Consider the following 20,248-nt stretch of genomic DNA (forward strand, 5'->3'; position numbering starts at 1 on the left):
CTTTTTTCTTCTGGAAGACCCGGAGGAAGTTTTCTTTACGGAAACAGGCCGCCCGCTATGGGACGGCCTGGGTGACTTTTTACCGGTCTTACCTTTTTTTCCTTTATTATTCATCTACACTGTAGTTTGGAGCCTCTTTTGTGATATGGATGTCATGTGGATGTGACTCCTTGAGAGATGCAGCGGAGATCTTAATGAATCTGCCTGTTGTTTTCAGCTTCTCAATGTTCTCTGCTCCGCAGTAACCCATACCGGATCTTAAACCGCCAATTAACTGGAATACGGTATCCTCAACGTGTCCTTTGTATGCAACACGTCCTTCAACACCTTCTGGAACAAGCTTCTTGGCGTTCTCCTGGAAGTAACGATCCTTGCTGCCGTTCTCCATAGCTGCAATAGATCCCATTCCACGGTATACTTTATATTTTCTTCCCTGATAGAGCTCGAATGTTCCCGGGCTCTCATCGCATCCAGCAAACATGCTGCCCATCATGCAGACATTGGCGCCTGCCGCGATAGCCTTGGTGATGTCTCCGGAATACTTGATTCCACCATCTGCGATGATCGGGATTCCGTAGCTGTTGGCTACTTCATAGCAATCCATAACAGCAGTAACCTGCGGTACACCGATACCTGCAACAACACGTGTGGTACAGATAGATCCAGGTCCGATACCAACTTTAACTGCATCTACACCAGCTTCGATCAGTGCCTTGGTAGCTGCTCCTGTTGCAACGTTACCTGCGATAACCTGAAGTTCCGGATATGCAGCCTTGATCTCGCGGACTGCTTTTAAGATATTCTCAGAATGACCATGTGCGGAATCAATTACGATTACATCCACATTCGCTTTCACAAGTGCATCTACACGTGCAAGTACATTGGCTGTGATACCAACTGCCGCACCACAGAGAAGACGTCCCTGTGCATCCTTGGCTGCAAGCGGATATTTGATCTGTTTCTCGATATCCTTGATGGTAATGAGTCCTTTTAAATTAAAGTCGTCATCTACAATGGGTAATTTCTCCTTACGGGATTTCGCAAGGATCTTCTTGGCATCCTCAAGTGTGATTCCTTCCTTGGCTGTGATCAGTCCTTCAGAAGTCATGCACTCCTTGATCTTTCTGCTGAAATCTGTCTCAAATTTAAGATCACGGTTTGTGATAATACCTACAAGCTTTCTGCCTTCTGTGATCGGAACACCGGAAATACGGTATTTCGCCATCAGATCATTGGCATCTTTCAGTGTATGCTCCGGTGAAAGATAAAATGGATCTGTAATAACACCGTTCTCAGAACGTTTAACCTTATCAACCTCTTCTGCCTGTGCTTCGATGGACATATTCTTGTGGATGATACCGATACCACCCTGTCTGGCCATGGCAATTGCCATTCTGTGCTCTGTAACTGTGTCCATTCCCGCACTCATCATGGGGATATTCAGCTTTACTTTCTTGGTTAAATACGTTGAAACATCTACCTGATTCGGAATCACTTTAGAATAAGCCGGAACCAGAAGGACGTCATCAAACGTAATGCCTTCACCAATAATAGTACCCATTGCATTTCCTCCCTTGTGTAAGATATTTTAAATTTGTGAACTAGTGTAACAAAAAACAAGATTCATGTCAATCCAAAAAAACTTTACTTGGTGCAGAATTTTTCATGGTATTTGCAAGTGCGTCATCCAGTTCCAGGATCACTTTGCAGGTTTCTCCACTGTCTCTTATGATCATTGCATAGCGTTTATGATCCTCAATTCCTGATGAAAAATCATACTCTTTCATCTTCTGATTGCCATTATAATAGTCCATTCTGTGGGACTTTAATGGTGCCACAAGGTCTGCCTCCGCAAGCTGGAGCGATTTCACTCTTTTCCTTTTTGATTTTGACATGATCATATCAATGTCCAGTTCTCCGTTAACAAACAGATACTCGTACTCCAGATCTGTCTTCGGTATTACAAAATAACATGCAATACCAAGTGCAATAGCCGGTACCAGCAAAAGTACATTCAGCACAAGGCCTCCCAGGACCATGATCACCGTCAGCGCTATCAGACCGTATTTCACAACCAGATCTTTCGCTGTCTGCTTCTTTTTTACCAGAAGCTCTGAATATAAGTCACTCATTTGTTTCTTCCTTTCGTAATTTACTGACTTTTTGATTATAACACAAAAAGAGAGCCGCGTCTATGGCGCAGGCCCTCTCATTTTGTGAATTAATTATTTCACCTGCTCAGCTGATAATTACATCATTCCCATTCCCGGGTTTGCAGCCGGAGCCGGAGTATCTTCTTTGATTGTGGAAACTACAGCCTCTGTTGTAAGGAGTGTAGATGCAACACTTGTAGCATTCTGAAGAGCACTTCTTGTAACCTTAGCCGGATCAAGGATTCCGTTCTCAACCATGTTTACGTATTTCTCATTGAGAGCATCGAAGCCTGTACCGATCTCAGACTCTCTTACTTTGTTGATAATAACAGCGCCTTCCAGTCCTGCGTTTGCAGCGATGTGGAACAGCGGAGCCTCAAGAGCTTTCAGGATCACATAAGCACCTGTCTTCTCATCTCCTTCAAGTGTTGTTGCAAGTTTTGCAACCTCTTTGGAAGCATGGATGTAAGCAGATCCGCCACCTGCGATGATACCTTCCTCAACAGCTGCTCTTGTTGCTGCAAGAGCATCCTCAAGACGAAGTTTTGCTTCTTTCATCTCTGTCTCAGTAGCAGCACCTACACGGATAACAGCTACGCCGCCAGCCAGTTTTGCAAGTCTCTCCTGAAGTTTCTCTTTATCAAACTCGGATTTTGTCTCCTCGATCTGCGCACGGATCTGTGCAACACGTTTTGCAATGGCATCTTTGTCACCGAGACCATCAACGATAACTGTGTTCTCTTTTGCAACTTTAACAGATTTTGCACGTCCAAGCTGCTCCATCTTAGCTTCTTTCAGGTCAAGACCAAGCTCATCGGAGATCACCTGTCCGCCTGTCAGGATCGCGATATCCTGAAGCATCTCTTTTCTTCTGTCACCATAGCCAGGAGCTTTTACAGCTACTACCTGGAAGGTTCCTCTCAGTTTGTTGACGATCAGAGTTGTAAGGGCCTCACCCTCAACATCCTCAGCGATGATGAGAAGTTTCGCACCGGCCTGAACAACCTGCTCAAGAAGTGGAAGGATCTCCTGGATATTGCTGATCTTCTTGTCTGTGATCAGGATGTACGGATCATCAAGAGTTGCCTCCATTTTCTCCATATCTGTGGACATGTATGCGGAAATATATCCACGGTCAAACTGCATACCTTCTACAAGGTCAAGCTCTGTATGCATGGTCTTGGACTCCTCAACAGTGATAACACCGTCTTTGGAAACTTTCTCCATAGCATCAGCAACAAGCTGTCCAACCTGCTCATCACTTGCAGAGATTGCTGCTACGTTAGCGATCTGCTCTTTGCCGTTGATTGCCTGGCTCATGTTCTTGATCGCTTCTACTGCAACATCTGTTGCTTTTTTCATACCTTTTCTGAGGATGATCGGGTTGGCACCTGCTGCCAGGTTCTTCATTCCCTCATGAACCATTGCCTGAGCAAGTACAGTCGCTGTTGTAGTACCATCACCTGCTACATCGTTTGTCTTGGATGCAACTTCCTTGATGATCTGAGCACCCATGTTCTCGAATCCGTCCTCAAGCTCGATCTCTTTTGCGATGGAAACACCATCGTTTGTGATAAGCGGAGCACCGAAAGATTTGTCAAGTACTACGTTTCTTCCTTTCGGTCCAAGTGTTACTCTTACTGTATCTGCAAGTTTATTTACACCAGCTTCAAGTGCTGCTCTTGCTTCTGCGCCATATTTAATTTCTTTTGCCATGATAAAATGACCTCCTATTTATATTGATATACGATAAGATGTTTATATTATTTAATAACTGCCAGGATATCTTCCTGTTTTACAATGATGTAATCCGTACCATCCATCTTAACTTCTGTTCCTGCATATTTGGAGTAAATAACAGTGTTTCCGACTTCTACTTCCATCTTTACTTCTTTGCCATTTACAACTCCGCCAGGACCAACTGCGATAACTTCTGCCTGCTGTGGTTTCTCCTGTGCCTGTCCCGGAAGTACGATTCCGGATGCTGTTGTCTCTTCTGCTTCAACCTGTTTTAATACTACTCTGTCGCCTAAAGGTACTAACTTCATGATCTATGTTCCTCCTTTATAAGTTTCATCTTCGTCTGCTAGCACTCACTTTATACGAGTGCTAATCACTATGGCTATATTAGTGAATTTCACATATTTTCGCAACCCTTTTAAGATATGGTTTTTCTATATTATTCTGGTTTTATCTCTTTTATGCTCTTGTTTTCTCTTGTTTTCTTAATTTCATTATTTATTTTAATTTTATGAAACAGACAAAAAAGAGACTCCCACGCTAGCGGGAAGTCTCTTTTGTCACGTTCTTTATCTTATATCAAGCATCTGACAGTGCTGATCACATTATGCCTTCTTGCTTCTCTGTGCTTTTATCTCCTCAAGCTCATCAAAGATCACTTCATTAAGAACTTTAATGTAAGTTCCCTTCATACCGGATGAACGGGATTCGATCACACCTGCACTCTCGAATTTACGCAGTGCATTTACGATCACGGATCTGGTGATACCTACACGGTCAGCGATCTTGCTGGCAACCAGGATACCCTCATCCCCATCCAGCTCATCAAAAATATGGATGATCGCCTCAAGTTCTGAGAAGGACAGTGTACTGAATGCCGATTTAACGATCTGCTGTTTTCTGTCTTCTTCTGCGTTCTCGTCATGAACCGCACGCATCATTTCCAGGCCAACAACTGTTGTACCATACTCGCTGACGATAATATCCTCAATATCATAGGGATGATCATTGCGGTACATGAATAACGTTCCCAGTCTCTCACCTGCAATATCGATCGGATTCACGATTCCCTGATAATTTCCGGGTACATGCTCAAAGCCAAGTGTCTGGAGATTGACATTCTCCTTTGTGGAAAGAACACCAAGAAATCTCTCATTCAATAACGGGTCGATATGTCCGCCGATCTTGTCATCGATCAGCTCTGTGATCTCATCCACACCCGGGCAGATACTGACTCCCAGAACCTTACCTTTCTTACTGAGTACCAGGATATTGGAACTTAAGGTTTCCATGAGCACCTGGCAAATGTCGTTAAACACTACCTTGCTTGAGCTGCTGTTATGCAGAAGCTTATTGATTTTTCTAGTTTTATCTAGCAACTGAACGCTCATTTTTCCTCCTTTCACTTTCGTACCTTGAAAGAAATCGTTTTTCTAGTCTAATATTACACGTTATTCTGGAAATTTACAAGACATTTTTATATTTTTTTTATTTTTAACGGGATTTTCTGAAAATTAATAGAAAAGCATTTATTCAATCAATCTTCATCTTTTGGTTTTTGTTCCACATATCCGCAGGTTTCCTGGCTGCAAACCAGCTTATTTCCCTTTTCGAGCATATAATTACCACATTTCGGACATTTCTTTGCAGAAGGTTTCTGCCAGGACATAAAATCACATTCCGGATTATTCTCACATCCGTAATATTTTCTGCCTTTTTTCGTTTTTTTCATGACAATTTCGCCGCCGCACTTCGGACATGCAACACCGATCTTCTCATAATATGGTTTTGTATTACGGCAGTCCGGAAATCCGGGGCATGCAAGAAATCTTCCATGAGGACCGTACTTGATCACCATGTTGCGGCCACAGTTGTCACAGATCACATCCGTAACCTCATCCTGTATATCAACTTTCTCAAGCTCTTTCTCAGCCTCATCCACATCATGCTTCAGATCCGGATAGAAGTTACGTACAACCGTTTTCCACTGTACGGTACCTGCTTCCACGCAGTCCAAAAGCCCCTCCATAGTTGCTGTAAAGTTTACATCCACAATACTTGGAAAAGCCTGTTTCATAATATTATTAACAACCTCTCCAAGCTCTGTGACGTAAAGATTTTTCTGTTCCTTGGATACATAGCGTCTGCTGATGATCGTTGTGATGGTCGGCGCATACGTACTCGGACGTCCAATTCCAAGCTCTTCCATAGTCTTTACAAGTGAAGCCTCTGTGTAATGTGCCGGCGGCTGTGTAAAATGCTGCTCCGGCTTCAGTTCTTTCAGCTTCAGCTCCATACCCTTTTCAAGACTTTGACTTAAAACATTGCCCTTTTTGTCATCGCCCTCTTCTGTGTACACAGACATAAAGCCATCAAAGGCAACCTTGGATGCTGCAACCGTGAACACATACTCACCTGCTCCGATCTTGACAGACGTGGTCTCATAACGTGCCGGTGCCATTCTGCTCGCCGCAAAACGTCTCCAGATCAGCTGATATAAACGGAACTGATCCCTGGTCAGGGATTCCTTCACCAGAACTGGTGTCCTCGCAATATCTGTAGGACGGATCGCCTCATGAGCATCCTGTATCTTCTGTCCGTTTTTGATTGCCTTCTCTGTCTGAGAAACATAATCCAAACCATACTGCTCAGAAATATAAGTTCTTGCTGCTGCATCTGCTTCCTCTGAAATTCGAGTAGAATCTGTACGCAGATAGGAGATCAGACCTACCGTACCACTGCCTTTTACATCCACACCTTCATATAACTGCTGTGCCAGGCGCATAGTCTTCTGCGTAGAAAAATTCAGTGTCTTGGCAGCTTCCTGCTGCAGAGTACTTGTGGTAAACGGAAGGGGAGCGTTTTTGATCCTCTCACCTTTTTTTACTTCTGTGATCTCATATTTACAGTCTTCCAGACTTTTCAGAATCTCATCCATTTCCTGACGGTTTCTGATCGGAAGTTTTTTATCTGTTCCATAGAACTTGGCTGTCAACGGTTTCTTCTCACCCTTTACCTGAAATTCACCCTCCAGGCTCCAATATTCTTCAGGAATGAATGCATTGATCTCATCTTCTCTGTCACAGATGATACGCAGTGCCACAGACTGTACACGGCCTGCACTTAAACCTCTTTTTACCTTGGCCCAGAGCAGCGGACTGATGGTATAACCTACCATACGATCCAACATACGCCTTGCCTGCTGTGCATCTACCAGATTCATGTCCAGTTCCCTGGCCTGCTTGATGGACGCCTTAACTGCTGTTTTTGTTACTTCATTAAATGTGATCCTGTGCATCTTTGCAGTATCTGTCTTCAAAGCCTGCATCAGATGCCAGGAAATTGCTTCTCCCTCACGGTCAGGGTCAGTTGCAAGATAGATCTTATCTGCTTTTTTTGCTTCTTTACGAAGTTTTGCAAGAAGCTCACCTTTTCCTCGTATTGTGATATACTTCGGTTCAAAATCATTGTCCACGTCAATACCAAACTGGCTCTTGGGAAAATCCCTCACATGACCGTTGGACGCTTCTACTGTATAATTTGCCCCCAGAAATTTCTTTACTGTCTTCATTTTAGCAGGTGACTCTACTATCACCAGATTTTTGGCCATTTTACCTCTCCTAATCTCATTCTGCCTTCCTGTCCGGCTTAAAAACTCCTGCTAAATCTCCGGGCAAAAAAGCATTTATTCAAGTCTGATATAATACTGTCTCCCGGTTTCCTTCACAAGCCCCATCAAAATAAGCTGTCCCAGGATCCCGGCTGTTTTTCCCGGTGAAAAACCGGTTTTTCTGATAATATGATCCAGATTTTTTGGTCGTAAATCGAGACAACTATACACCAAATCCAAATCCGTTGCAAGTCCCAACTTGCTTTTTTCAGACAAATTTGTCTTTTTTTTCACAGATAATCCCCACTCATCCAGAAGTATTTCCGGAGAGTATGCAATTCCTGCTCCGTCGTAGATCAGCTTGTGACAGCCTCTGCTCAGCGCATCATTTACCGCTCCTGGAATGGCGTATACCATCTTCCCCTGTTCCAGTGCACAGGCAGCTGTGATCAGTGATCCGCTCTTTTCTTTTGCTTCCACCACAAGCACCAGATCTGCCAGTCCGCTGATGATCCGGTTCCTTGCCGGAAAATAATATGCCCTGCCTTTGGTACCTGGTTCATATTCGCTGATAATCCCTCCGTTTTTTTCGGGGATCCTCCGGTAAATACCTCTGCTGGATGAAGGATAACAGATGTCCACACCATTTCCCAGCACGGCAAAGGTCGGGGTACCACCTTCCAGAGCACCCTTGTGGCCCTCAGCATCAATGCCGGCCGCCATACCGCTGATCACCTGTACCCCATGTTCGCTTAAGAATTTTCCGTAATTAAAGGCCTGTATCCGTCCGTAAGGACTGCACAGCCTTGCTCCCACGATCGCCGCTGTAGGTTTGGCATCATCCGGAAAGCTTCCAATGTAATATAATTGTTTTGGCATACCGGGAAGTTCCTTAAGTCTTGCCGGATAAACACTACTGTCCTTCCGGGCACACCGGATCCTTGTTTGCTGTATTTCTTCCATATAAAATACCTTCCTTTTTTCTGTTTTATGACCAGTATTTCTTATCATATGCCCGGTAAGCCAACGCCTCGCAGATATGTTCTTCCTTTATCTTTTCGGAAGATTCCATATCCGCGATGGTCCTGGCCGTTTTCAGGATCTTATGATATGCTCTGGTACTGAATTGAAACTGCTCATATGCCTGCTCCAGAAGTTTGTCTGCCCCTCCCGTCATTACACAGTATTTTTCCAGTTTTCTTCCGTCAAGCTCCCCATTGAAGCAAAATTTTTCCTTTTTGTAACGTTCTCTCTGGATCTCCTGTACTGCTTCCACCCTCTTTCTTATTTGAGCAGAGGATTCCCCTGCAATTTTCTTTTTCATTTTTGAAAAACTCACTGCCGGAACTTCCGTGCAGATATCAATACGCTCCAGGAGAGGCTGGCTGATCTTTCCAAGATAATGCGTGATCTCCCCTGATGTACAGCGACATCTGTTCATATCCGGGTAAAATCCGCAGGGACAGGGATTCATCGCTGCCGCCAGCATAAAACTGGCCGGAAAAACATAGGTTCCGGCAGCTCTGGACAGATGGATCTCCTTATCTTCCAGCGGCTGACGCAGGATCTCCAGGCTTTTTCTGGAAAATTCCGGCATCTCATCCAGAAAAAGAACACCTCTGTGTGCAAGAGTGATCTCCCCCGGCCCCGGTATCCTGCCGCCACCTGCCAAAGCCTGAGGGGAACTGGTATGATGCGGACTTCGAAAAGGCCTCTGCCGGATCAGCGGATCTTTTTCCGTGAGAAGTCCTGCCACACTGTATACCTTGGTGATCTCCAGGCTTTCCTCAAATGTCATCTCCGGCATAATGGTAGGCAGACGTCTTGCCAGCATGGTCTTTCCGGATCCTGGCGGTCCGATAAAAAGAATATTATGAAAACCGCTCACTGCGATCTCTGCCGCCCGCCTGGCTCCTTCCTGCCCGCAGATGTCCGCAAAATCAACCTTTGGTATTTCCGGTTTGTTTTCTATTTTTTCTTTTTCCTGATACGCAGCTGTATAAGTGATTGGGTCTCTCAGACACCGGATCATGTCATTCAGACTTTTTACTCCAAACACCGGCATATCCTTCACCAGATTCCCCTCCCGGATATTTTCCTCCGGAATAACGCAAAAGCGTAAGCCCAGCTCTCTTGCGCGGATCACCCGAGGCAAAACTCCGGCAACCCCATGGATCTCTCCATTCAGACTGATCTCTCCTACGATCATAACTCCTTCCAGAAGATCCGGTTCCAGAATTCCGGCAGCCGCAAGTACTGCAGCCGCCACAGGCAGATCAAAACCGGCTCCTTCCTTTTTCATATCGGCAGGTGCAAAATTTACAGTTACTTTTTTTGGTGGCAGACAAAGCCGGTTGTTCTTAAATGCAGTCCGGACTCTTTCCTGGGCCTCTCTCACCTGGGCAGAGGGAAATCCTACCATAGCAAAAGAAGGCAGACCATCACTGACATCTGCCTCAACCTGGATCTCACGTACTTCCATTCCGTAGATCGCTGCTGATAAAACACTCGCAAACAAATACATTCCTTTCTGCGAAAAAAACGGATCCCGATCTTCCATCTTTTCGTCTTTTCAGGTCAGTCGGATATTCGAAATCCGCATTGGTTAAAAACAAGGGAATTTTCAGATAGACATTTTCTGAATTTTAGAAGATAATAAATTTAGTATAGTCCATTTTGCTCTCTTTTGCAAGGGTGCATTTCGTTCTGTTTTATACTTTCAATAGAAAGAAGAGGTGAGCACAATGAAATTTCAGCGTATTCAGGATTTACGTACAGACGCGGATCTGTCCCAGAGAGAATTAAGTGAGATTCTTCATATCAGTCAGCGTTCTTATTCCCATTATGAAACGGGATCCCGTAATATTCCTATCGAAATGCTTATCCGGCTGGCAAATTATTACGACACCAGCATCGATTATCTCGTCGGCCGCACAGACCGCAAAAAAATGATCAAATAAAGAGATCCCCGGAAATGTGGAACAGTTTCGGGAATTCCTGTATCGGGATTCCCTGATTGCCAAAATCCGGGGATTCTTTATTTTACCGTGTTTTATTTTTTTTTGATCATTCCGTATAATAGGTTTCTTCTTCTCCGTAGGGAATCTCATATTCTTCTGTATTCTCATCAGAAGAATCTTCACTGCTCTCGCTGTAGGATTCCTGTTCATAGGAATTTTCGTTGCTTTCATTATAGGAAGCATCTTCTTCGGAATTTTCGGATACTTCCAGGGATGACTCCTGCCGGGTCATAATAGACTCTGTTTTCGGATAGGTCAGAGATCCATCTCCCCGTTCATATGTTTTTACCTTCACATAAAGCTCACCACTTTTATCGAAAACAAACTCTCCTTTTGCCTTATTCCCTTCGGAATCCTTAAAACGGAACTGTGTGGCATTTCCTGCTACCTCTGCAGTCACATCTGCTTCTGCGGTCATGGAAGGATCTTTTCCATTCACTCTCTTATAGGTAAAGGAAACAGATTTCAGACTGATATCATAAATATCGATCGTTGTCAGCCCGTCTTCGCTGTACCAGATCCCCTGATAATTTTCCGGTTCAAATGCCGGAAGGATTGTCGGGACCGGTGTCAATGACGGTGTCGGTGTCGCTGTCGGAACCGGTGTTGCTGTTGCTGCCGGAGTTGCTGTCACCTCCGGAATACTGTCCAATGCAGCCAATGCGGCCTCTCTTCGTTGTTCTTTTTCCACCTTATCCCTGTGGGAAACATACAGCATCCCTCCAAGTCCTGCCAGAATAAACAGGATGATCAACAGGACCAGAACCGCTCTCAGCCGTTTTTTTCTTTTTTTGTTTTTTCTCATCTGCATCACCTCTGTTTACTATAGCATACAGGAAACGCTTCTTGTATTTCTCAATTCTGCTTATTTTTTCTCTTTGATGATACCTTTTCTGTAAGCTTCCAGAAGCTGGATCAGCTCACTGATCCTTTCCTTCAGAGCAGTTCCGGTATCGGTATCACCGACCAGAGTACGTTTGTTATTGTAGTGAACTGCTACCCTGTTGGAAACAATATCCTGCTCCTGGGCTACCGCTTCTTCCGCAGAAGTAAAAGGCTCATGAGCAGACAGGATCAGCCCGTAGGAGTTATAAACCAGTGTATAGCCGGCAATCCCCGTAACCTTCTGATATGGTCTGGAAAAACCGCCGTCGATCACAAGAACTTTGCCATTGCATTTTACAGGACTCTCTCCCTCACTCTGGTGAACCGGCACATGCCCGTTGATGATGTGACCTTTTTCCGGATCCAGTTCAAATTCACGGAGCAGATCATCTACAACATTCTCATTTTCCAGAAGATGATAGTAGGCATTTTTAGTTTCTTTATGTGTTTCCTTATCTTTAATAAAATAACGTTCAAAGGTGGTCATTTTGTCTTTTCCGAACAGCGGTGAATTCGGAGCTGCCCAGATATACCACATAATATCCCTGCCTTTACGCTTTTCATCCTCATTTACAGAGAAAAACGCCCGGCGCACATAAGTCTCAAGAACATCGTACAATTCTTTTCCTTTGTAGGTTTTTCCATAAATCTGGACTTCTTTCAGACTTCCATCCTCATTAAGCGGAATACTTCCATGGAACAGAAGATTTCCATTATAAGTTTTATAAAGGCCTCCCTTGTCCAGAAGAAGCCGGACATGATTCTGCAGTTTCTCGCAGTTTCGGAACGCGGAATCCAAGCGTTCCATTACATCCTTTTCCTCTGTGGTAAGTTCATATGGCTTTTTCCAGTCAATAGTAGGAAAATATGTATCGGTCAGCTGATATTCTTTTCCGTCCGGAAGTGTGATCATTCCCTTTTTCGGATCGATCCTATGAAGCAAACAACGCTTTTCCATATGGAATTCTTTGTGCCGGCGGATCAGCTGACCCTCCAGCTTAAACTGGATAATGGCAATAGCCTTGTGCATTTTCCGTCCAAGCTCTTCTTCCAGAATACTATAGTTATTGGCATCTCCCTTCATCTCAAAAGCAGTACATGGATCATCCTTATAAGCCTCCATTGCAAAGGTTGCCAGAGGCATGAGATTGATCCCATATCCATCCTCAAGAATATCCATATTTCGGTAACGGATACTGTTCCGGATCACCGTTGCAATGCAGGCTTTCTGTCCTGTAGCAGCTCCCATCCAGACCACATCATGATTTCCCCACTGGATATCCAGCGAATGATATTTCATCAAACGATCCATGATGAAATGCGGGCCCGGACCTCTGTCATAAATATCTCCCAGCACATGAAGATGATCCACAACAAGACGCTGGATCAGTTCTGCCAGGGCAATGATAAAATTCTCTGCCCGGCCGATCTCAATGATCGTATTGACGATGGCATCGTAATATGCTTCTTTGTCCAGAACTTCCGCTTTCTCTGTGATCAGCTCCTCGATCACATATGCATAGTCTGCAGGAAGTGCCTTACGGACCTTGGAACGGGTATATTTGGATGCCGTTGTCTTGCATACTTCGATCAGACGATAAAGTGTGATCTTGTACCAGTTCTCCATGTCTTCTTCCTGTTTTTTTACAACCTCCATCTTTTCCTTCGGATAATAGATCAGTGTGGCAAGAGAACGTTTGTCGCTGTTGCTTAAGGTATGTCCGAATACATCATCGATCTTTTTTCGTACAGCCCCTGATCCATTCCGAAGAACATGGGAAAACGCATCGTATTCTCCATGAATGTCCGACATGAAATGCTCGGTACCTTTCGGAAGGTTTAATATAGACTGCAGATTGATGATCTCTGTTGAAGCCTTTGCTATAGTAGGATACAGCTCCGCAAGTCGCTGCAGGTATCTTAATTCTTCTTTTTTCATAGTATCTGGTATCCTCCTGGGAGTTCTCACTGCCAGATCAGCCTTCAGGATAAACGGCAGTATTTTTTATTTATTGTAAGCCCTTCCGGTATCATATATCAACCCGTAAAATCAAACAGTGACATCTGATTGGACTGCGGGATATCTCCGAAAAGATCCATATCATCCATCAGATCGATAACGGTCTTGCTGACCTTGGTACGATCACGGAAATCATCCTTGGAAAGGAATCTGCCTTTTGCGGCAGCATCCACAACTGCCTCTGCTGCCTTATCTCCAAGACCCTCTATGGTATCCAGAGCAGGCATCAGTTTATCTCCGATGATCTGGAACCGGTGTGCCTTTGCCTTATAAAGATCGATCGGCACAAAATCAAAACCTCTGGCGTACATTTCCTGTACGATCCTCATATCCTTCAGTGTATCCTGTTCCTTCTTGGATGCCTCATCACCTTTTTTCCGGATCTCCGCCATATAATATTCCAGACGTTCTTTTCCCATGCACATCAGTTCATAGGAAAAGGATGTGGCACGGATACTGAAAAATGCTGCATAATAAGCCAGTGGATGAAACACTTTATACCAGGCGATACGATACGCCATCATAACATAGGCTGCCGCATGGGCTTTCGGGAACATGTACTTGATCAGCTTACAGGACCAGATATACCAGTCCGGAACATCATGCTCTTTCATAGTCTGGATCCATTCCTCACGAAGACCCTTTCCCTTACGGACACTCTCCATGATGGTAAACGCCAGACCACTTTCCACTCCTTTTCCGATGAGATAGATCATAATATCATCTCGCGTACAGATTGCTGTAGAAATGGTAGCTGTACCATTCTGGATCAATACCTGGGCATTTCCAAGCCATACATCCGTGCCGTGGGAAAGTCCAGCAATACGTACCAGGTCGGAAAAATATTTCGGCTTGGTATCGATCAACATCTGCATGGCAAAGTCTGTACCAAACTCCGGGATCCCGAGGCATCCCAGCCTGCAGCCGCCGATATCCTCCGGGCTGATCCCCAGAGCCTGCGTTCCCGCAAACAGGGACATGACATCTCTCTGGTCCAGCGGAACTGTTCTTGCACTGATGCCGGTCAGATCCTCCAGCATACGGATCATGGTCGGATCATCGTGTCCAAGTATATCAAGTTTCAGAAGATTTCCGTCAATGGAATGGTAATCAAAATGTGTGGTGATGATATCACTGTTCACATCATTGGCCGGGTGCTGCACAGGTGTAAATTTCTCAATCTCCTCACCCATAGGCAGTACGATGATACCTCCCGGATGCTGGCCAGTGGTACGGCGGACACCGGTACAGCCCTTCACGATACGGTTGATCTCACAGTAACGCTTGTGCTGCCCCCGTTCCTCATAATAGTTCTTCACATAACCAAATGCGGTTTTTTCCGCAAGGGTACCAATGGTTCCCGCCTTAAAGGTCTGCCCTTTTCCGAAGATAACCTCTGTATACCGATGGGCATTGGCCTGATATTCACCGGAAAAGTTCAGGTCGATATCCGGCTCCTTATCACCTTTAAAACCAAGGAATGTCTCAAAAGGAATATCAAAGCCTTCCTTGTTCATCCTGGCACCGCATTTCGGGCAGATCTTATCCGGCATATCACATCCTGCCATACCCGCGTATTTTTTCACCTCAGGGGAATCAAAATCACTGTATTTACAGTCCGGATTCGGACAGAGATAATGAGGCGGCAGAGGGTTTACCTCCGTGATACCGGACATGGTCGCTGCCAGAGAAGAACCTACAGAACCACGGGATCCAACCAGATAGCCGTCCTCATTGGACTTCCACACAAGCTTCTGTGCAATGATATACATTACCGCATAACCATTGGAGATAATAGAATTCAGCTCCCTGTCCAGACGGTCCTCCACGATCTTCGGCAACGGATCTCCGTACATTTCGTGGGCCTTCGTGAAACAGATATTCTTAAGATCCTGCTCGGAGTTCTCAATGACCGGTGGAAATTTATCCGGATGGATCGGTGATATCTTCTCGATCATATCCGCGATCTTATTGGTATTGGTGATCACCACCTCTTCCGCCTTTTCACTTCCCAGATAGGAAAATTCCTCCAGCATTTCCTCCGTTGTACGAAGATAAAGCGGGGCCTGGTTATCTGCATCAGAAAATCCGTTTCCTGCCATGATGATCCGTCGGTAAACCTCGTCCTGAGGATCCATAAAATGCACATCACAGGTGGCAACCACCGGTTTTTTGAACTGTTCTCCAAGTTTTACGATCTTCCGGTTTATCTCTTTTAAGTCTTCCTCAGAATTGATCATATCGTGCTTTTCATCCGCAAGCATAAACGCATTGTTCCCAAGAGGCTGGATTTCCAGATAGTCATAAAAATTTACCAGTCTGGCGATCTCCTGATCCGGTGCATTGCGAAGAAGTGCCTGATAAAGCTCTCCTGCCTCGCAGGCACTTCCCACCAGAAGGCCTTCCCTGTATTTTTCCAGCACGCTTTTGGGAACCCTTGGTCTTCTGTGATAGTACTTTAAATGGGACTGGCTTACCAGCTTGTACAGATTGATCCTTCCGGTCTCATTTCTTGCAAAAACAATAGCATGGTATGTGGGCAGCTTTCGGATGGTATCCGGTGAAACCGCACCCTGCCTGTTCATCTCATCCACATCAAAAATATCTCTTTCTTCCAGCATCTTTACAAACCGCACAAAAATCTCTGCGGTACATGCCGCATCATCCACAGCTCTGTGGTGATGATCAAGAGAAACACCTACTGCCTTGGCTACCGTATCCAGTTTAAAACGGTTCAGGGCAGGAAGAAGGAATCTAGCCATACCAACGGTATCCACATAAGTAAAATCATCCGAAATCCCCTGCCGTTTACAGTTTTCAATAATAAAGCTCATATCAAAGTCCGCATTATGGGCCACCATCACGCAGCCCTCACAGAATTCCAGGAATTTCGGCAGTACTTCCTCTATCACAGGTGCATCCAGGACCATGGAATCATTGATGCTTGTCAGCTGCTCAATACGGAACGGAATGGGCACTTCCGGGTTTACAAAGGTGGAAAAACGATCTGTGATCTGTCCTTTTTCCACTTTTACCGCGCCAATCTCAATGATCCTGCAGGTTAGTGCTGAGAATCCCGTAGTCTCAATATCAAAAACAACAAAATCTCCATCCAGACGCTGCCCTTTGGAATTGGTGACCATACCCTTCAGATCGTCTACCAGATACGCTTCCATTCCATAGAGCACCTTAAAATCAGACTCCTTTGGAACACAACCGCCCCAGGCATCAAAGCAGTGATTTGCCTCCGGGAAGGACTGCACCACGCCATGATCCGTGATAGCGATAGCCTTATGTCCCCACTCATAGGCACGTTTTACCAATGCCTTTGCATCGCTGACACCATCCATATCGCTCATCTTGGTGTGACAGTGAAGCTCCACACGCTTCTGAGGACTGGTATCCATTCTTGTGCTGGTAAAATTGGCGATTTTCTTGATACCTGTAATATTTCCAATAGTAAGCTCACTGTCAAAACGGTCAATGGTGGTAACTCCCTTCAGCTTCAGGAATGCGCCTTTTTTTACACTTTCCGTCACTTCCGGAACCTGCTCGTTACGCAGAAACATCTTCACAACAATACTGTCCGTAAAATCGGTCACAGGGAAGATCAGGATCGTTTTCTCATTTCGGATCTCACGAGCTTCCACATCCATAACCTGACATCGGATGATAACCTCACCCATCTCACCGGTAATGCTCTCCAGCGGAATCGTTTCTCCATCAAAATCTCTGCCGTAAACCACATCCGGATTGCTGTCCCTGCGGAATCCGAAGCTGCCGCGGAAATCCCCCTTCTGAACCTTCTGCTGTTTTTTGTCAACGGATTTCTTCTCGTTTGTCTTTTCGCCGCTCTTATCTCCAGAGGTTTTCTTTGTCTCTTCCCTGGCTGTATCCTCCTGCTTCGGTTCGCTTTCCTGATCCCCGCTGAGTTTGGCATGCTTCAGGACATTTTCCACTTCCTGTTTGATCTGAAGTGCAGCATTTTTCCGGTATTTACTCTCTTTCACTTCCACAAAATCCAGTTCCACTTTCAGATCCATACCGCAGCGTTCACAGAAAACCTTATGAAAATATTCAACAAGTATTTCGCTTTTCTGTCTGGAAATAACCGTATCCGGAAGCTCCATACGCAAGGTATCTTTTCCTGTAAAAATGATTTTTGATCTACGGAACAGATTGTACTCCAGCATGTTATAGTTGCGCAGCTCCATCTCCATACTGGAACGGTAGCTTTCCAGAAAGTTCTCCGGTGTATACTGCTCGGAAAGATGAAATTTTTCCACAACTGTTACAGTCATGGGAATCCCCGGAAAGCACTGCCGTTCGATCTCATCCTCCAGCGCAAAAATATTCTTCTTGTGTATCCAGCGGCTGCTTTCGATATAAACCCTCAGATGAGTTCTTCCGGGGTTCATGGAAACCTTTGTCACAAATACCATGTCCAGAAGTTCTTCCAGCTCTTTCTTCACTTTAAGATGCGGAAATACATCAAAAAAATCTTTCTCCATTATGACTCCTGCTCATTCCAGGTAAGAAGTTCCTGACGAAGTGTATCCAGAAGATCCGTTTCCGGTACTTTTTTTACAACCTCTCCATGCCGGATCAGAAGACCAACACCATCGCCTCCTGCAATTCCGAGATCTGCTTCCTTTGCCTCTCCCGGTCCGTTTACCACACAGCCCATAACCGCAACCTTGATATCAAGAGGAATATCCTGTACCATGGTCTCTACCTGGTTTGCAAGGCCGATCAGATCGATTTTTGTTCTTCCGCAGGTCGGACAGGAAACAACCTCCACGCCTCCTTTGCGAAGTCCCAGCGTTTTCAGGATCCTTTTGGCTGATTTCACTTCTTCCAGCGGCGCGCCTGTCAGAGAAACACGGATGGTATCTCCGATTCCCTGATACAGGATGATTCCAAGTCCGATAGCTGATTTGATATTTCCCGAATACAGAGTTCCTGCTTCTGTAATTCCCACATGAAGAGGATACTGTGTTTTTTCTGCGATCAGTTCATGGGCTCTGGCGCACATGAGAACATCAGAAGATTTGATGCTGATCACAAGATTGTCATATCCCATCTCTTCAATGATGTGCACCTTATCAAGAGCACTCTCCACAAGTCCTTCGGCTGTAACACCGTGATATTTTTCTACCAGTTCTTTTTCAAGGGAACCGCTGTTTACTCCTACACGAATAGGGATATTCCGTTCCTTTGCTGTATCCACAACTGCCTGGATTCTCTCTTTGGAACCGATATTTCCCGGATTGATACGGATCTTGTCCGCACCGTTCTCCATGGCTGCAATGGCAAGGCGATAATCAAAATGGATGTCCGCAACCAGCGGAATATGGATCTGTTTTTTGATCTGGGATAAAGCCTTCGCAGCTTCCATAGTAGGAACTGCGCAGCGGATAATATCACAGCCTGCTTTTTCCAGTGAAAGGATCTGCGCAACCGTTGCTTCTACATCTTCAGTTTTCGTATTGGTCATGGACTGGATAAGGATCGGATTTCCTCCTCCGATAACACGATTTCCAATTTTTATTACTTTTGTATGATCTCTGTACATAAAAATCTCCTTTATGAATCCTGAAAGGCAGGTGTCTTCAAACGCCCTGCCTTTCCTTTCCGAACTATCTTTTTACTCTTACTCCTAACGTCGGATCTCCAGCAGCTTTGTTTTCAGTTCGTTTTCCATACGTCTCATATCTGCCTCTGCTGCCTGACGTTTTTCACGGCCTTCCTGCTGGATCTTCATCACATCATCCAGTGTCTGGATCAGTTCCTGATTGGTTTTTTTCAGAGTTTCAATATCTACAATACCACGCTGGGATTCCTTTGCAGTTTCCACAGATGCCAGGTGAAGCGTTTCCGCATTTTTCTTCAGAAGTTCATTGGTAAAATCCGTAACCTGCCGTTGTGCCTGTGCGGCTTCTGTGGAGTGCGCAATTCCTAGAGCCAGCACCATCTGGCTTTTCCAGAGAGGAATGGTATTTACAATGGTTGTCTGTATCTTCTCGATCATCGTCGTATCATTGTTCTGGATCATGCGGATCTGCGGTGCAGTCTGCATAGAAATGGTTCTGGTAAGCTCCAGATCATGAAGCTTTTTCTCAAAGCGGTCACATTTGCTTTCCAGATCATTGGCAGCCTGTGCATCTTCCGGAAGTCCGCTTGCCGCTGCCTTCTGATGCAATTCGTTGAGCTTGCCTTCTCTGACTTCCCTAAGCTTCTTTTTACCTGCAAGAATGTACATGGAAAGTTCTTTAAAGTATGCAAGGTTCTGCTCATACATTTTATCCAGCACGGCAGAATCTTTCATCAGACGCATCTGGTGCTGCTCCAGAGCTTCCGTGATCTTCGTCACATTTCCCTCGGCCTTTGTGTAACGGTTTTTCAGAGTTTCCACCTTCGCTGTCTGTTTTTTGAAAAAGCCGAAAAATCCCTTTTCCTCTGTGGCATCAAAATCCTTCAATTCTCCTACCACATTTGCAAGAAGCTCTCCTGCCTCCCCAAGATCCTGTGTCTTCACATTTACCAGCGCTGCATCAGAAAAATCTGCCATCTTCTTCTGAGTGCCGGCTCCGTACTGCAGGATCTGGTTTGTATTTTCAATATCGATCTTTGCTGCAAAATCTTCTACGATTTTCTGTTCCTGGGGAGATAACACCGGTTCCTCTACTGCAGGCTCCTGGGGTTTCTCCGGTTCTTTTTTTGCAATTTCTTCTTTTTCTTCCGTGAGATCCGGTTCCAGAGTCAGCACCGGTGCTTCTACCTCAAAGTCTTTAAATTCTTCTCCCATAAGCATTCTCCT

At 45.1% G+C, this 20,248-nt stretch carries 14 protein-coding genes; 1 reads left to right on the plus strand and 13 read right to left on the minus strand.

Features of this window, described 5'->3' with window-relative positions:
• Window positions 1-106: 106 nt before the first annotated feature.
• The 8 genes from guaB to DMI82_RS12085 all read right to left on the minus strand — a co-directional run bounded on the left by guaB (window position 107) and on the right by DMI82_RS12085 (window position 10,063).
• On the minus strand, window positions 107-1,561 hold the full coding sequence (guaB, locus tag DMI82_RS12050) for an IMP dehydrogenase (protein ID WP_021975900.1): 1,455 nt from the start codon (window positions 1,559-1,561) through the stop codon (window positions 107-109).
• 67 nt (window positions 1,562-1,628) lie between these two features.
• On the minus strand, window positions 1,629-2,132 hold the full coding sequence (locus DMI82_RS12055) for a DUF6106 family protein (protein WP_021975899.1): 504 nt from the start codon (window positions 2,130-2,132) through the stop codon (window positions 1,629-1,631).
• 117 nt (window positions 2,133-2,249) lie between these two features.
• A complete protein-coding gene (groL, locus tag DMI82_RS12060) occupies window positions 2,250-3,869 on the minus strand; it encodes a chaperonin GroEL (RefSeq protein ID WP_021975898.1) in 1,620 nt (539 codons plus the stop codon).
• A gap of 47 nt (window positions 3,870-3,916) precedes the next feature.
• Entirely contained in the window at window positions 3,917-4,201 is a 285-nt protein-coding gene (gene groES, locus DMI82_RS12065) for a co-chaperone GroES (RefSeq protein WP_021651813.1), read from the minus strand.
• 297 nt (window positions 4,202-4,498) lie between these two features.
• On the minus strand, window positions 4,499-5,284 hold the full coding sequence (codY, locus tag DMI82_RS12070) for a GTP-sensing pleiotropic transcriptional regulator CodY (protein WP_015524350.1): 786 nt from the start codon (window positions 5,282-5,284) through the stop codon (window positions 4,499-4,501).
• A 146-nt stretch (window positions 5,285-5,430) separates the two neighbouring features.
• Window positions 5,431-7,503: a type I DNA topoisomerase gene (topA, locus tag DMI82_RS12075; protein ID WP_021651815.1), complete on the minus strand. Its 2,073-nt coding sequence runs from the start codon at window positions 7,501-7,503 to the stop codon at window positions 5,431-5,433.
• A 75-nt stretch (window positions 7,504-7,578) separates the two neighbouring features.
• Window positions 7,579-8,466 carry a DNA-processing protein DprA gene (gene dprA, locus DMI82_RS12080; protein WP_110103465.1) on the minus strand — a complete coding sequence of 296 codons (888 nt, stop codon included), beginning with the start codon at window positions 8,464-8,466 and terminating at the stop codon, window positions 7,579-7,581.
• Between the two features lie 25 nt (window positions 8,467-8,491).
• On the minus strand, window positions 8,492-10,063 hold the full coding sequence (locus tag DMI82_RS12085) for a YifB family Mg chelatase-like AAA ATPase (protein ID WP_242981834.1): 1,572 nt from the start codon (window positions 10,061-10,063) through the stop codon (window positions 8,492-8,494).
• Between the two features lie 184 nt (window positions 10,064-10,247).
• On the opposite strand from DMI82_RS12085, the gene DMI82_RS12090 reads away from it, so the two are divergent.
• Complete coding sequence (locus tag DMI82_RS12090; protein WP_015524345.1) at window positions 10,248-10,463, plus strand: helix-turn-helix domain-containing protein; 216 nt, start codon at window positions 10,248-10,250, stop codon at window positions 10,461-10,463.
• 106 nt (window positions 10,464-10,569) lie between these two features.
• On the opposite strand, the gene DMI82_RS12095 is transcribed toward DMI82_RS12090, so the two are convergent.
• The 5 genes from DMI82_RS12095 to DMI82_RS12115 form a co-directional block, all read right to left on the minus strand.
• Window positions 10,570-11,328 (minus strand): hypothetical protein, encoded by a 759-nt coding sequence (locus DMI82_RS12095; RefSeq protein WP_110103452.1) that lies wholly within the window; start codon window positions 11,326-11,328, stop codon window positions 10,570-10,572.
• A 60-nt stretch (window positions 11,329-11,388) separates the two neighbouring features.
• Complete coding sequence (locus tag DMI82_RS12100) at window positions 11,389-13,347, minus strand: fructose-1,6-bisphosphatase (RefSeq protein ID WP_110103453.1); 1,959 nt, start codon at window positions 13,345-13,347, stop codon at window positions 11,389-11,391.
• A gap of 98 nt (window positions 13,348-13,445) precedes the next feature.
• Entirely contained in the window at window positions 13,446-17,939 is a 4,494-nt protein-coding gene (locus DMI82_RS12105; RefSeq protein WP_021651820.1) for a PolC-type DNA polymerase III, read from the minus strand.
• Complete coding sequence (gene ispG, locus DMI82_RS12110; protein ID WP_021651821.1) at window positions 17,939-19,003, minus strand: flavodoxin-dependent (E)-4-hydroxy-3-methylbut-2-enyl-diphosphate synthase; 1,065 nt, start codon at window positions 19,001-19,003, stop codon at window positions 17,939-17,941. The genes DMI82_RS12105 and ispG overlap by 1 nt, the downstream gene beginning before the upstream one ends.
• 84 nt (window positions 19,004-19,087) lie before the next feature.
• Window positions 19,088-20,236, minus strand: coding sequence for a toxic anion resistance protein (locus tag DMI82_RS12115; protein WP_059085427.1), 1,149 nt, complete (start codon window positions 20,234-20,236; stop codon window positions 19,088-19,090).
• Between the last annotated feature and the right edge of the window lie 12 nt (window positions 20,237-20,248).

The sequence above is a fragment of the Blautia sp. BCRC 81119 genome, from assembly GCF_003184505.1.
Lineage (GTDB): Bacteria > Bacillota > Clostridia > Lachnospirales > Lachnospiraceae > Blautia_A > Blautia_A fusiformis.

Bases quoted from the DNA above. Each gene is read 5' to 3' on its own strand.
- topA (WP_021651815.1), bottom strand. From the start codon at position 7,503: ATGGCCAAAAATCTGGTGATAGTAGAGTCACCTGCTAAAATGAAGACA.
- DMI82_RS12055 (WP_021975899.1), bottom strand. From the start codon at position 2,132: ATGAGTGACTTATATTCAGAGCTTCTGGTAAAAAAGAAGCAGACAGCG.
- DMI82_RS12115 (WP_059085427.1), bottom strand. From the start codon at position 20,236: ATGGGAGAAGAATTTAAAGACTTTGAGGTAGAAGCACCGGTGCTGACT.
- DMI82_RS12095 (WP_110103452.1), bottom strand. From the start codon at position 11,328: ATGAGAAAAAACAAAAAAAGAAAAAAACGGCTGAGAGCGGTTCTGGTC.
- DMI82_RS12105 (WP_021651820.1), bottom strand. From the start codon at position 17,939: ATGGAGAAAGATTTTTTTGATGTATTTCCGCATCTTAAAGTGAAGAAA.
- codY (WP_015524350.1), bottom strand. From the start codon at position 5,284: ATGAGCGTTCAGTTGCTAGATAAAACTAGAAAAATCAATAAGCTTCTG.
- guaB (WP_021975900.1), bottom strand. From the start codon at position 1,561: ATGGGTACTATTATTGGTGAAGGCATTACGTTTGATGACGTCCTTCTG.
- groES (WP_021651813.1), bottom strand. From the start codon at position 4,201: ATGAAGTTAGTACCTTTAGGCGACAGAGTAGTATTAAAACAGGTTGAA.
- ispG (WP_021651821.1), bottom strand. From the start codon at position 19,003: ATGTACAGAGATCATACAAAAGTAATAAAAATTGGAAATCGTGTTATC.
- groL (WP_021975898.1), bottom strand. From the start codon at position 3,869: ATGGCAAAAGAAATTAAATATGGCGCAGAAGCAAGAGCAGCACTTGAA.
- DMI82_RS12100 (WP_110103453.1), bottom strand. From the start codon at position 13,347: ATGAAAAAAGAAGAATTAAGATACCTGCAGCGACTTGCGGAGCTGTAT.
- DMI82_RS12085 (WP_242981834.1), bottom strand. From the start codon at position 10,063: ATGGAAGATCGGGATCCGTTTTTTTCGCAGAAAGGAATGTATTTGTTT.
- DMI82_RS12090 (WP_015524345.1), top strand. From the start codon at position 10,248: ATGAAATTTCAGCGTATTCAGGATTTACGTACAGACGCGGATCTGTCC.
- dprA (WP_110103465.1), bottom strand. From the start codon at position 8,466: ATGGAAGAAATACAGCAAACAAGGATCCGGTGTGCCCGGAAGGACAGT.